10 protein-coding genes are annotated in these 13,770 nt (G+C 43.9%); 2 read left to right on the plus strand and 8 right to left on the minus strand.

Annotated elements, in window-relative coordinates:
• Positions 1–15: 15 nt before the first annotated feature.
• The 3 genes from relA to NH399_RS06230 form a co-directional block, all read right to left on the minus strand.
• On the minus strand, positions 16–2,226 hold the full coding sequence (gene relA / locus NH399_RS06220) for a GTP diphosphokinase (protein WP_253037836.1): 2,211 nt from the start codon (positions 2,224–2,226) through the stop codon (positions 16–18).
• A gap of 84 nt (positions 2,227–2,310) precedes the next feature.
• Positions 2,311–3,642 carry a 23S rRNA (uracil(1939)-C(5))-methyltransferase RlmD gene (rlmD, locus tag NH399_RS06225; protein ID WP_253037837.1) on the minus strand — a complete coding sequence of 444 codons (1,332 nt, stop codon included), beginning with the start codon at positions 3,640–3,642 and terminating at the stop codon, positions 2,311–2,313.
• A complete protein-coding gene (locus NH399_RS06230) occupies positions 3,642–4,436 on the minus strand; it encodes a 3'-5' exonuclease (RefSeq protein WP_253037838.1) in 795 nt (264 codons plus the stop codon). The genes rlmD and NH399_RS06230 overlap by 1 nt, the downstream gene beginning before the upstream one ends.
• 331 nt (positions 4,437–4,767) lie before the next feature.
• On the opposite strand from NH399_RS06230, the gene NH399_RS06235 reads away from it, so the two are divergent.
• Together NH399_RS06235 and barA are read left to right on the plus strand one after the other, a co-directional pair.
• Positions 4,768–5,742, plus strand: a complete 975-nt coding sequence (locus tag NH399_RS06235; protein ID WP_253037839.1) for an ABC transporter substrate-binding protein — start codon at positions 4,768–4,770, stop codon at positions 5,740–5,742.
• A 2-nt stretch (positions 5,743–5,744) separates the two neighbouring features.
• A complete protein-coding gene (barA, locus tag NH399_RS06240) occupies positions 5,745–8,642 on the plus strand; it encodes a two-component sensor histidine kinase BarA (RefSeq protein WP_253037840.1) in 2,898 nt (965 codons plus the stop codon).
• Positions 8,643–8,820: 178 nt separating this feature from the next.
• Here barA and NH399_RS06245 read toward each other — a convergent pair whose 3' ends face one another.
• From NH399_RS06245 to mtaB, 5 genes are all read right to left on the minus strand, one after another.
• Positions 8,821–9,861 carry an IS481 family transposase gene (locus tag NH399_RS06245; RefSeq protein WP_253037841.1) on the minus strand — a complete coding sequence of 347 codons (1,041 nt, stop codon included), beginning with the start codon at positions 9,859–9,861 and terminating at the stop codon, positions 8,821–8,823.
• 66 nt (positions 9,862–9,927) lie between these two features.
• Positions 9,928–10,311, minus strand: a complete 384-nt coding sequence (locus NH399_RS06250) for a hypothetical protein (RefSeq protein ID WP_253037842.1) — start codon at positions 10,309–10,311, stop codon at positions 9,928–9,930.
• Between the two features lie 153 nt (positions 10,312–10,464).
• The gene (locus NH399_RS06255; RefSeq protein ID WP_253037843.1) at positions 10,465–10,980 is read right to left on the minus strand and encodes an EF-hand domain-containing protein; all 516 of its coding nucleotides are present in this window, start codon (positions 10,978–10,980) and stop codon (positions 10,465–10,467) included.
• A gap of 402 nt (positions 10,981–11,382) precedes the next feature.
• Entirely contained in the window at positions 11,383–12,174 is a 792-nt protein-coding gene (locus NH399_RS06260) for a hypothetical protein (RefSeq protein ID WP_253037844.1), read from the minus strand.
• Between the two features lie 239 nt (positions 12,175–12,413).
• Positions 12,414–13,763 (minus strand): tRNA (N(6)-L-threonylcarbamoyladenosine(37)-C(2))-methylthiotransferase MtaB, encoded by a 1,350-nt coding sequence (gene mtaB / locus NH399_RS06265; RefSeq protein WP_253037845.1) that lies wholly within the window; start codon positions 13,761–13,763, stop codon positions 12,414–12,416.
• Positions 13,764–13,770 lie beyond the last annotated feature (7 nt).

A 13,770-nucleotide genomic window follows, 5' to 3' on the forward strand; every position in this document is an offset into this window, starting at 1 on the left:
CAGGCCGTTCTGTTTTTATTGTTTACGTTGAACTTCGATTACATTTTGGATCTGGCTAAGATGAGCGATCACTCGATAGAGCTTTTCGGTGTTTTCGATATTCACCGTTGCCGTAATGTCCGTTGTTTGAAGTTTTTTGTTTAGGTTGGTATTAAAGGATTCAACACTGACTTTTTCGTTAGCAAAAACCGTGGTTATGTCTCGCAACAAGCCTTTACGGTCATAAGCTCGAATTTTAATATCAACATCATAAACATCGTCGGTATCTTCCCCCCAGTTCACTTCGATCAGTCGATCGGCTTTGTCGTTGTCCACCGACAACACATAACTGCAATCCTGACGATGAATCACCACTCCACGTCCCTGAGTGATGTAACCAATAATGCGTTCACCAGGAACAGGTTTGCAGCAACCCGCAATTTTCGTTAGTAAGTTGCCCACACCTTGCACATGAATGTCATCTGATGACGTTGACTTTTTGGTTTGTGGCCGTGCTGCCACTTTTTGCTGACTGGTGCGTGGAATATCAAGCAAAGAACGAATCGAGTTAAGCACTTGTGTCATGCCGATATCACCGGCACCAATGCCAGCATATAGGTCATCTACCGCATGATAATTAAAACGCTTGGATAACTTATCTAAGTCAACATTTTCGAAACCATAGCGCTGCAAATCTTTCTCTAAAATGGTGCGTCCAGCGGCAGCATTTTTGTCTTTGTCTTGATGACGGAACCATTGATGAATTTTACTGCGCGCGCGCGAAGAACGAATATAGCCACTGTGCGGACTTAACCAGTCACGGCTTGGCCCACCAGACTTGCTCGTCAGGACTTCAATTTGCTCACCCGTGTTCAAGGCTTGTGTAAGCGGAACAATGCGGCCATTGACCTTAGCACCACGGCAACGATGCCCGATGTCGGTATGCACATGGTAGGCAAAGTCCAACGGTGTCGCACCGAGTGGCAAATCAATAACTTTACCTTGAGGTGTGAACACATAAATACGATCTTCAACCACCTCACTGCGGAACTCTTCTAAAAACTGATTAGCATCAGCCACTTCTTCTTGCCATTCGATTAACTGTCTTAACCAGGCAATTTTGGCTTCAAAGCCAGACTGTTGTGCCTGACGGCCTTCTTTATAGCGCCAATGAGCCGCAACCCCCAGTTCGGACTCCTGATGCATGGCCTGAGTACGAATTTGTACTTCCAGTGTTTTGCCTTCCGGGCCGACCACCGCCGTATGCAACGAGCGATAACCATTTTCTTTTGGGGTCGCAATATAATCATCAAATTCTTTGGGTATATGCTTCCATAAGCTATGAACAATCCCCAATGCGGCATAACATTGAGGCTCGTGCTCTACTAGTATACGAACAGCACGCACATCATAAATCTCTTCAAATCCCACACCTTTGCGTTGCATCTTTTTCCAGATGCTAAAGATGTGTTTGGCTCTGCCCATCACATCGGCTTTGATGTGCACCTTTTCTAATTCACTGGTGAGCTTATCCAATACGCGAGCAACAAAACGTTCGCGATCAACGCGCCGTTCATCAAGGCTTTTTGCAATTTTTTTGTAGTTAGCAGGCTGCAAGTAACGGAAGGATAAATCTTCCATTTCCCATTTCAGCTGTCCGACGCCCAGACGATTTGCTAGCGGCGCATAAATATCTTTAACTTCTGTTGCAACCAAACGGCGAACCGCTTCGCTGTCATTTTTTACTTCGCGTAACACCGATAACCGCTCAGCCAGCTTAATCAACACTAGACGGACATCATCAACCATAGCCAACAACATACGACGTAGATTATCAATATGTTGACTGTCGTTTAACGGCTTAGCATCCTGTTGTTTTTGCTGAATCGCACGAATAGACTCCATGGCACTCACACCTTTACACAGATGCGCAATGTCCTTAGTCAGTACCGAAGTCAATGTATCCAGATCAATGTATTCTTCTTGATAAAAGGGAAAAATAATCGCTGTAGCCAAGGTATCTGCATCAACACTCAGTTGGACCAAGATATCCGCAATCACTAAACCTTGTTTAAAAATTTGCTCAGCTTCTTCGTTTTCAACCACCACTTTTTGCGCTAGTGAAAAGGCATTAGTAATAATACCCTGCTGCTTTTCACTATAATCCATTGGCAAACGAGCCAACCAATCTCTGGGATCGTCTTGGTGAGAAAACTCGGTAAATTGATTACTTGCAACTTTAACCATCGAACACCTTTTTATTTTTCCATCTCATTCGCTGGCAAACGCCAGATCCTCAATTTAGATTCTGGCGTTGTCGTTTAAGTCTGACTATTTTTCGAAAACAGCAATCGACTCAACATGTGCGGTATGGGGAAACATATCCATCACGCCCGCTTGCAGCAATTTATAACCATGCTCTTTCATAACGCCAGCATCTCGCGCCAAAGTAGCAGGATTACATGAGACATAAACAATACGTTTAGCACCAAACTTAGGAAGATATTGAACAACATCGAGCGCCCCACTGCGTGGTGGATCGATCAAAATCTTATCAAAACCATCTTTCGCCCACTCTTTGTCGCTAAAGTCTTTTTGTAGATCGGCCTGATAAAAATCCACATTGCTCAACTGATTATGGCTGGCATTTTCGTAACCACGTTCAACCATGGTATCAACGCCTTCAACCCCCACAACGTGATCACATTGCGTCGCCAGAGGAATCGTAAAGTTTCCTAAGCCGCAAAACAGATCGAGTACTTTGTCACCGGGCTCTGGGGCCAACAATTCAATCGCCAGCTTGACCATTTTTTGATTAATTGACGCGTTTACCTGAGTGAAATCCATGGGGTGGAAACGTAATTCCACATCAAAATCATCCAGACGATAAGTCAGACGCTCTTCACTGCCTTCTGGTAAAACCTTGTGGACAGTTGTTGGACCCTTAGGTTGGAAATAGAGTTCCACCTCGTGTTCTTTTGCAAATGCCATCCAGGCAGCCTGATCACCATCGGATAAAGGCTCCATGTGACGAACCACTAACGCGGTTTGCTTGTCACCCACGGCAATTTCGATTTGTGGCGTACTTTGACGAGAATCCAATGATCCGATCAATTCTCGCAGTGGCATGATCAAACGATCAACGGACTTAACCAATACCGGGCAATCGCTGATTTCAGCTAAAAAACTGCTGCGTTTTTCGCGAAAACCGACCAAGCAGGTTTCCTTCTTCATCACATATTTTGCACCTAAGCGCGCTTTCTTACGGTAGCCTAAGGTATCCGCCTGCAATGGCTCTAACCACTCATTAGGCTCGATACCGCCAAAGTGATTGAAATGCTCGGCCAATATCGACTGTTTGAAGCTAATTTGATCCGCCGACGACATATGTTGCAGGCTGCAACCACCGCAAATTTCAAAGTTTGAACAAGCCGGTTCAATACGAGACTCCGAAGGCTCGAGGATCTCTTCGCTGTAACCCTCGTCAAATTTGCTGCTTACGCGAGCATATTTCATCATTATTTTTTCGCCTGGTAAGGCGTTATCAACAAAAACGGTTTTGCCGTCAATGTGGGTGATTCCACGACCTTCATGTGATAATTTTTCTATCGTGACTTCTACCGGCAATTCCGGTATCGGTTTACGTTTACGTCGTCTAGCCATTAATTGGTCCCCTTGCCGGCACTGCCTGATTCCCAGTGTTGTAAAAAGCTCTGTAAATGGGTCTCACCGGAAGTTGTTAATATGTCTTTAAGTAATTCGCACTCTCGTTCATAACGAGTTTGATCAATTCGTCCGCGCATCAACTCAAACCGTAAATACACGAGATAAGTGTTCAGAACATCAGTTTCGCAGTAGTCTCGAATACCTCGAATATTTCCCGCGAGAAACTCATCCCAAACTTTTCCACCACTCATTCCCATTTTGCCTGGGAATCCAAGCATAGTCGCAATATGGTCAAGTGGCGCATTTGCTCGCCCGGTATACATTGCCATCACATCCATCACATCAGTGTGGCGGGCATGGTAGCGGCTTGTGTAGTTATTCCAGCGCGAGCTGTTATCCATTTCTCCTGTGTCCCAATATTGCGGTGCACTGATTCCATACTTAAGTGCTCGATAATTAAGAACAGGTAAATCAAAACCGCCCCCGTTCCATGACACCAGGGTCGGAGCGTACTTATCGATACCATCAAAGAAGCGCTGTACCACTTCTTTTTCGTCAGAATCCATATCGCCCAGGGTCCAGACCTTGACGCTATCGCGAAATCGAAACACAGCTGATATCGCCACAATTTGGTGCAAATAATGCGGTAGAAACTCTGACCCAGTCTTTTGTCGGTTCAGATGAAACATGGCTTGAGCCACTTCGGCATCATCCAAATCGTGCAATTCATAAATGGCGCGGCCCGCCTCTACATCTGGGACGGTCTCAATATCAAATACAAAAACATTCATTATTCTGTTACTTAATGGGTTGCCTTAGATCCTGGCATATCGAGATATTTAATAACTCAATAGACTCAGGTGTAAAACTTCTTATTTTCAATAGGTTAGTTTATTATTAGTAGAACGAACCCGATTTCGGTACTACAGCTATTCTAAGGACTGGTAGAAACGGCCAGAAAGGCGCCTATCGGCCAGTTGAAGAACGCTCGTTTGGAACACATTACTGACTCAATGAAATCAGCAGGGAGGGTATTTTACCTTTCCCAGGACGACGGCTCCAGTTAAGATATTAGAGTCGCTTGAAAAATAACCCGAATCACAGGAAATAACTCATTTGCCAATGAAAGGACAAGCTTCTTACTCCATCGTCAAAGCCTGGTGTTTTAGGGTACTTTTGGTGTGGCTACTGCCCACAGCCATACAAGCAGAAGATCGTGTCGCTTTTATTTATGACGATGACGTTGGCAACTACCATCCTATTCTTAAAGGTTTTCGCGAATATACGCGTAAACAGGCGGGTCGTATTATCCAAACCGATATACTCAACGCAGATCAGCTCTCAACCGCCGAGCTCAGACATAAGCTGGCCAGTAACTATCAACTGGTTATTACTCTGGGTGCCAAAACCACTCGCCTGATGGCTTCTTATGACAACCCTCCCCCTATTTTTGCCATTCAGGTCGCTCAATCAGAACTGCGGGCCTTACATAAACAAGCCAATAAAGAAGGCCACTACTTAACCGGGATTTTTCGTGATCAGCCTTTTCATCGTCAGGCCGCTCTGATAAAAGCCGCCCTGCCAGAACATCGAAAAGTAGGCTTATTGCTTAGCCAAAAAACCAAAACACTTAAGCCTTTATTTGATGCATCCTTTCGTCGGGTTGGACTAAAACCCATCGTTACCATTGTACGAAACAATGATATTCCGCAGCGAGTCATGGAAAAACTGGCTATCAAAAGCGATGTCATCATCGCTATTTTTGACGACAAACTTTACGCACCAGAAAACGTCAAAAGCCATTTGCTGGCAGCTTTTCGACACCAACGCCCTTTCGTTGGCGTCACTCGCGGTTACACCGAAATTGGCGCTATTGCGGCGATTTATACAGATAACTACGAACTCGGTAAACAAACAGGCTCAGAAGTCTTACGCATTATTGATGACAAAGGCAGCGCCAAAACCCCGAGTTATCCAAACAAATTTTTGATCAAAATGAATTCATCGGTTGCCCGCTCATTGGGCATTAAATACATTACTGACTCAAACTTATACCTGGCGGTATCCAAGTCAGACGACCAACTTAAAAAGAACTGAATATGCTCGATTGGGGAATACGCACACGGGTTTTATTATTAGCGCTCATACCCACCATGTTGATCGCCCTGGTGATGGGGGTCTACTTTATTGGTGCGCGCATTCAAGATCTGCAAACATCGCAGCTTGAACGAGGCCAAACCATTGCTCGGCATCTGGCCTATTCCAGCGAATTTGCTGTTAGCACGCAAAACTTCCGCGTAATAAACGACTTGCTCAATAAAGCGAAAGACCGCGAAGACGATATTACGGCCATTGTTGTTTTTGATAAGCACAACCGATATTTTGCCCGCGCAGGTAATCGTAACCAGCACCATTTACTCAAAGCCACTCCCGAAAACTTCCCTCGTACAGACCAATCCATTGTGGTTGAGTCGGGTGTGGTTATTCGCTCACCGATATTGGGCTCCACCCATCAGATTAATGATAATCCCGACGATACGGTTCCAACAAAAGAGCAAGTTCTCGGCTATATATCTGTACACATGACCAACGACTTTGCTGCGGTTCGTCAATACGAAACTGTGATTGCTTCTATTGTTATTCTGCTCGCAGGTCTGTCTGTTGGTGGGATCTTGGCACAACGCATGGCACGATCGGTCACCATCCCGATCATTCAGCTTGCCCACGCCATCAATCGAATCAAAGAAGGCAAGCTCAACACACGAGTCAGAACCAAAGCCACAGGCGAGCTAAACACACTGATCCACGGTGTGAACGACATGTCGAAATCTTTGTACGAAGCCCGTGAAGAAATGCAAGCGGCTATCGAACAGGCGACCTCCGATCTCAGCCAGACACTTGAGACACTGGAAGTACAAAACGTGGAACTCGATATGGCCCGTAAACAGGCGCTTGAAGCCAGCCGGGTAAAATCAGAATTCCTTGCCAATATGAGTCACGAAATCCGCACACCGATGAATGGTGTACTCGGTTTTACCAACCTGCTACTCAGAACGCATCTCGATGACAAACAACGTGAGTTCCTTTTTACCATCCATAAGTCAGCTAACAATCTGCTTTCGATCATTGATGACATCCTCGACTTCTCTAAAATCGAGGCGGGTAAGATGGAGCTGGATCAAACGCAGATGGATATTCGCGAGTCAGTCGAAGAAGTACTTAGCTTGATAGCACCACTGGCCCAAGAGAAAAATCTAGAACTTGCTGCACTCACTTATCAAGATGTCCCCGATTCCATTCTTGGCGACCCTGTGCGTATCAAACAAGTTGTCACCAATCTGGTTAACAACGCCGTTAAATTTACCGAGTCTGGCTCGGTGGTTGTACGCATCATGTTAGAAGCCGAAGATAATGAACGGGTAAAGCTTAAGTTCACGGTCACCGACTCCGGTATCGGTATGACCAAAGAACAACAAAATGTTCTGTTTCAAGCTTTCAGTCAGGCCGATACCACAACCACTCGTCGCTTTGGAGGAACAGGGTTGGGTCTTGTTATCTCCAAAAAACTGGTAGAAAAAATGGACGGTAATATCGGCCTTGAAAGTACACCAGGCGAAGGTTCTACCTTCTGGTTTACCATTTATTGTGATCGTGACTTCGAAACTCTTATCGATCGTGATTCAGAATTGAATCTGCTCAAAGATCACCGCATCTTATACTATGAAGGTCGAGAAACCACGCGTCTGGCGATTCAACACATGCTCACTCGATGGAATATGAACAGCCGCTCGAGCGACACATTGGACGATCTCATTCAGAATGCAGAACATGCAGCTAATAGCAATAAAACCATTCACTACTTACTCATTGATTGCTCTGACTATCTTAACCATGAAGAAGAAATCAAACACTTACTCGACATCGCCAACAATCGCTTGAATTGTGCTGTGATTGCCCTATTGAATACACCCGATAACGCCTTGATCGGTACTTTAACAAGCCTGGGGGTTCATGATTGTTTGACCAAGCCCGTTGGTAATAAACAGTTACATCACTCGCTCTTCGAATTACTGGACGAAAAACAACGTCAAAAACAAAGTACCACAATAATCAGCGAAGAAGCCCTCTCTCCTTTTGAAGAGTTGTCCATACTTGCTGTCGATGATAATGATGCTAACTTACGATTGATTGCCGTCTTCTTGGAAGAATATCATGTGAAAGTCGAGCTGGCTTCGAACGGAAAAGAAGCCGTTGACTATGCACAAAACCAATCATTTGATTTGATCTTTATGGATATTCAAATGCCAGAAATGGATGGCATTGAAGCAACTCGTAGAATTCGCAAAACCAAGCTTAATCAACGAACGCCAATCGTTGCATTAACAGCACACGCAATGGTAGGAGAAAGAGAGAAGCTTCTGGCTGAAGGTATGAACGATTACCTGACCAAACCTATTGCGTTGGAGCAAGTTGAAGATACCTTGTTCAAATGGACACATTCTCGCCCAACATCAGGCAAACCTTTGGAATCGACTCCACTGCGCTCAAATGTTGTAACACAACCACCACAACCCGTAGTCAAACCAGAAGTAGAAGAAGCCCATTTCGAAGAAGTGAAAGAAGAAGTGGAAGAAGAAGTGGAAGAAGAAACCACAGACAACAAAGCCATTGACTGGGAGCTGAGTATAAAAATGGCGGGTGGAAAAGAAGCGCTTGCTAAAGAAATGTTAGAAATGCTCGTCGATCACATTCCTGACGCAAGAGAACAGATAGAAGAAGCCTTCGACAAACAATCCTTAGATGATCTCAAACATCATGTTCATAAATTCCATGGAGCAACCTGCTATGTTGGCGTTCCTTCACTCAGAGAGTCTGCCAACGCCTACGAAACGGAACTAAAAGCCGAAGGACTATCCAGCGATATTCCAGAGTTACATCAAAAACTCATGGAACAAATGGAACGGGTTCAACAAGAAGTTTCTGTCTTAAAAGGTTAAGCATCAGCACAAAGCCTTTGTTAAAAAACAAAGGCTTTTTATCTACTTTAAGATACCTTTATATTATTCCCTACGGATAGCCACTTTATTATTTCTATACTCTTTCAAGAACTTCTGTAAAGTGTAGTAGCTCATACTTGATCTGACAGTTACCCGTTTTTTAACGGTGCCTGTCAGGTTAGATTTGAGCTAAATTCTTTTCTACCCAAACCGATTTACCATCAAGAAGTGTTTCCATCGGCGTTCGCCCACAGCACATTTTTCCCTGATGGGTTCTATCATTGTTATAGTATTCCATCCAGACGTCCAGATCTTTTTCTAACTCCTCCAAACTTGTGTAGAGCTTTTTGCGAAATGTAACCTGATAAAATTCATTCAATATGGTTTTATGGAAGCGTTCACAGATACCATTTGTTTGTGGAGACATCGCTTTTGTCTTGGTGTGATCAATGTCGTTAATTGCCAAATAAAGCTGGTAATCATGTTGATCAACGCGACCACAATACTCTGTTCCACGATCCGTCAAAATGCGAAGCATAGGCAGCTCGTGCTGCTCAAAGTACGGTAGGACTTTGTCATTAAGAATATCTGCAGCAGTAATTGGCGTCTTGGTCGTATAGAGTTTACAGAAGGCTACTTTGCAGTAGGTATCGATAAAGGTCTGCTGGTAAATACGACCAACGCCTTTTAAGTTGCCCACATAAAATGTGTCCTGAGAGCCTAGATAGCCTGGGTGCTCGGTTTCAATTTCACCACAGGCCTCATCATCGAGCTTCTTTTTCTCAAGCGCTGCAACCTGAGCGTCGCTTAAAACTATGCTATCGTTTGCCACCTTTTCTTCGAGTGCTTTTAGGCGCTTTTTGAAGTTTTCCAGGTTGTGGCGGACCCAGATCGAGCGAACTCCGCTGCCTGAGACGAATACTCCAGACTTTCTCAGTTCATTACTGGTACGGTGCTGACCGTGAGCAGGCTGCTCAATGGCATAAGCCACAACAGCCGCCTCTGTAGCTTCATCAACCCTATTCTTAGGGTTAGGTGCTCTACGGCTCTTGTTGAGTAGATTGTCTATACCACCGTCTTCTACAAGTTCTTGATAACGGTAAAATGTATCACGAGATACGCCCATTACCTTGCAAGCTTTGGATACATTACCTAATTCTTCCGCTAAATTGAGTAATCCTGCTTTGTGTTTAATGATGGGATTGTTAGTATGGAGCATGAGAGTTACCTTTTGTTTTGAATTAAAGATTCGACACCTTTATCAAAACGGGTAACTCTCTTCTTTTCAAGTCGAAGTGTCAGATCTAGTCTGAACTAATACATGTAAAGACATTAAATCGGACTGGGATAGCTCCCCCCAATCAGTTTCGATCCTGGCTTTCACTTTAGACAGAGCAGACAGCGTATCAACCCGATCACCAATCACTGAAGATGTCTCTTCATCATCATAAAATCCTATACACTCATTCCACTCTTTAACAATTTGTAGATAGGGAACTTGATTCTCTTTAAAACATAGCTGATGAAGCTGACTGGCGAGCCAATCAAACTCGGCTTCATGCATCTGAAAACTTGCACCAGAATCTACATCAAAAATAACATAATCATCAAAGGCTCCATAGGGTGCAGGCTCCTTTGCCCATTGAGTTCGATAGATGAACTTCTCCATAGCTTTGTTCTTTCCTGGTAAATTGACACAAAAAAGCCCTGGCAGTCAAAACAACCAAGGCTTTTTAACATGGGAATAAAAAAGCAGATGTTAGTCCTTCTCAGGAAACAGTTCGACCCGCTTCATCCCATGAACTTTTAACTGTACGGATCACTAAATTTGACTTGGCCGTTTGGCGATAGCACAGTACTCCTCGAAGCTCACTTGGTCATCACCATCGGTCGATGCCGTTCTGATTATATCCATAATCGCAGCATCATCGGCAGACTGATTTTTTGCTTTAAAGTCCGCGAAATTAAGGTAACCTTTATTGCCGATATCCATCTCTTTGAATTGTCTATGCAGATCGGGATAAATTCGCGCTAATCTCTCTTCCTCCGACTCTGCAACATCAGTAAACTCCGCGAAGGTGGTCAAGTCGTTACCATCCTTTGATGCCATTCGGATCATTTCTTTGATCATAGCATCATTGACAGGTAAGTTCCTTTCCTTAAATCCAGCTTTAAGATCCTCAAAAGTGAGATAGCCTTTGTTACCGGCATCCAGCTCTTTAAACAGTTTATGTGGATCGTTCGATTGGAAAGCTTGTTCTAATCCCGCTGCATAAACGGTGTTGATAGACAGCAGGCTTGTGGACAGCCCCAGAATAAAGGGGAGAGATCTCTTCATGATAAACTCACTAATGTTAGGGGCTTGTAGTTCAAACTACATGCTCTTATGTAAATTTTTTTTAATTTTTGATTAGCTCATTGCGCTGAAACAAACTACCAAATATGAAAATAGATCACAAGTTCTAGCTATTTGCTGTGTTAATTACTTTTAAAGTTCTTCTTGATAACAATAATCTGATTGCACACTAACAAGTTTACCCTTTCATCCTTTAGATAGCTAAAAAATTCGCAAAGAAGCCAGATTGTATAACCATATAAAAACAGAGTTTTTTTGTTCTCGAAGACTTTTAAATTAGAAGACTTTAGATTAAGCCAACGATGTAAAGTTTAAGCTCTCTTTCACTGTCTGACTTTTAAGTACGAACGGACAAATAAAGCAGCAGCGCTCTTTAGCTAAAAACTAATACTGGCGTTCTAATTCAATACCCAACCTTTCTCGCTCTTCCAATAAACGTTGGTAAAGTTCTTCTCCTTGAATTCTCATATCATCTACCATGGCACTTTCGGGGTTTTCGAAGCGATTTTCCAGGCTGCTGCCCTGGATATGAATACCATCGAGTGACATGGCATAAAAATAATGAGCAAAGGAGGCTTCGTCATGACGATTCGTATCATCCATCTCGCTAAACGCCATAAACATCAAACCAATGCTTTTTCCATGAAGTGCTGCTTTCCATCCCATGTCTGAGAAACGTGTTTTTTCTTCTGCTGTGAATGAATCAAAATTCCGTCCACTCTTATTTAGCTCCGTCACAGACTTAAACATTAACATCAACATAGCGTCAGCATCGCCGTAATCAGACAGGCTTTCTAGCTGCTCAATCGTGTAACTAAAATATTCATGTTTTTGAAAGTCGTGTTCTTCGATCAAACCTCGTTCGCGGTTTCTTAATCGAATGCGCTCTTTTTCGGCTTCTGCCAATGCGTTCTCTTCGGCGTCTTTCATAATATGCTCAACAGACTCGGTCACTTCTGGCTGTTTTGCTTCTGCTTTTATTACGTCCTGTTTATCGCTTTCAAGCTCAATGTCAGCTTTCACTTCAACTGGCTCAACAGGCGTTGAAACTTCTTCAGCCACAGCCATCGGTTGAGGTAATTCGTTTTGAGATTCTAAAGACTCTTCTTTGCTCCAATTGATGACAACACCAATAATGATCAATATAGAGAGAACCACAGCGATCAAGGGTTTCATCTTCAATAACATCCTTAACATCAATAATAAAAATACATGCACAGACTCACTTTTTATGACAGGTCAATATGTCATAAGGTTCCCGAACTTACGTCAGTCGGTACCAGTGAAAAACTAAAAAGCTAACGCCTCAAAAAATAAGCTCAACCGAGGCTATCGCGGTGGTGAACATTAGGAAAAAGCGATTCACCACCACTTAATATTGAATATCCTTACCCAAAAAAGTCAAATCTTGATTTCTAATGAGCACTCACATTAACAGCAATAGGCGCGCCCATCTTATTGATCTGATTAAGGTCTGCTTCGCCACGGAGCATATTAGCCGCATCATTCACTTCAACAAGCTGAGTCAACAATATTTGATTAGCAGGATTATAAGAAGCAGGTACATCAATAAAAACACGATGGTAGTTGGGCGTGTGACCAACATAACGCATCAAACCGTTTTCCTGCGGCTGAGGATTGCCTTCCCATAATACATCAACAGATTGCCCCACTTGCTGTTGCATCAACGACTGCTTCTGATTGGCCGCCAGAGCATGCAAACGCTGACTACGAGACTTCTTAACGTCGTTATTCAAATGTCCTGATAGACGAGCCGCTTTGGTGCCCTCACGAGGAGAATAAGAGAAGATATGAATATGGCCAAAGCCCAGCTCTTCGATATAGGCCATGGACGCATCGAATTCTTCGTCAGTTTCACCAGGAAAACCCACAATAATATCGGTCGTCACATTAAAGTTAGGAATATTTTCACGAGCTTCTGTTACAAGCTTCTTAAAGGCTTCTGTTTTACAACGGCGCGCCATACGACGCAGAACGCTATCGGCTCCACTTTGCAAAGGTAAATGCATGTGAGGCATTACTCGTGGATTTTCAAACAGAGTAAAGAAATCTTCGGGCAAATCCCAGGGCTCTACCGATGCAAAGCGAATTCTTGGCACTTCGGTTTCGTCAAGAATACGTCGCACCAGAGTAAATAAGTCGGTATCTAAATCACTGCCGTAACCACCAACATGCACGCCTGCCACTACGATCTCTTGAACACCTTCGGCAACGTGCTTGTTGACCTCATCAATGATTGACTCTGGAGTACGGCTACGCTCATCACCTCGAGCAACGGTAACGATACAGAAAGTACAGCGATAACGGCATCCATCTTGCACTTTAATAAAAGCACGCTCTTTGTTACGAGCAAACAGTGCAGGTTCGCCAGGCTCTGTTGCCATTGTCGGCATGGTAGGCAACTCTAATACTTGCTGAGTTTTTGCCACTAGCTGCTCTTTCTCAGTATTAGGAACGACCAAGTCAACGCCCAGTAGCTCGTTGGCTTGCTCTTCTTCTAAGGATGCATAACACCCAGTCACCACCAGTTTGGCCGAAGGATTGGTACGATGCTGTTTACGGATCAGCTGACGCGACTTACGCGCCGCTTCACCGGTTACCGCACAGGTATTGATGATCATCAATTGTGCATCCTCAGAACGCTGCACTAACTGGTAGCCAATCTGTTGGTACTCTTGCGCCCAACGCTGCAATTCGGCTTCATTTAATCGGCAACCTAGCGCCGTGAGGAATACATTACTCATGATGTTA

It is taken from the genome of Pleionea sp. CnH1-48 (genome assembly GCF_024124665.1).
Classification (GTDB): domain Bacteria; phylum Pseudomonadota; class Gammaproteobacteria; order Enterobacterales; family Kangiellaceae; genus JAMXSB01.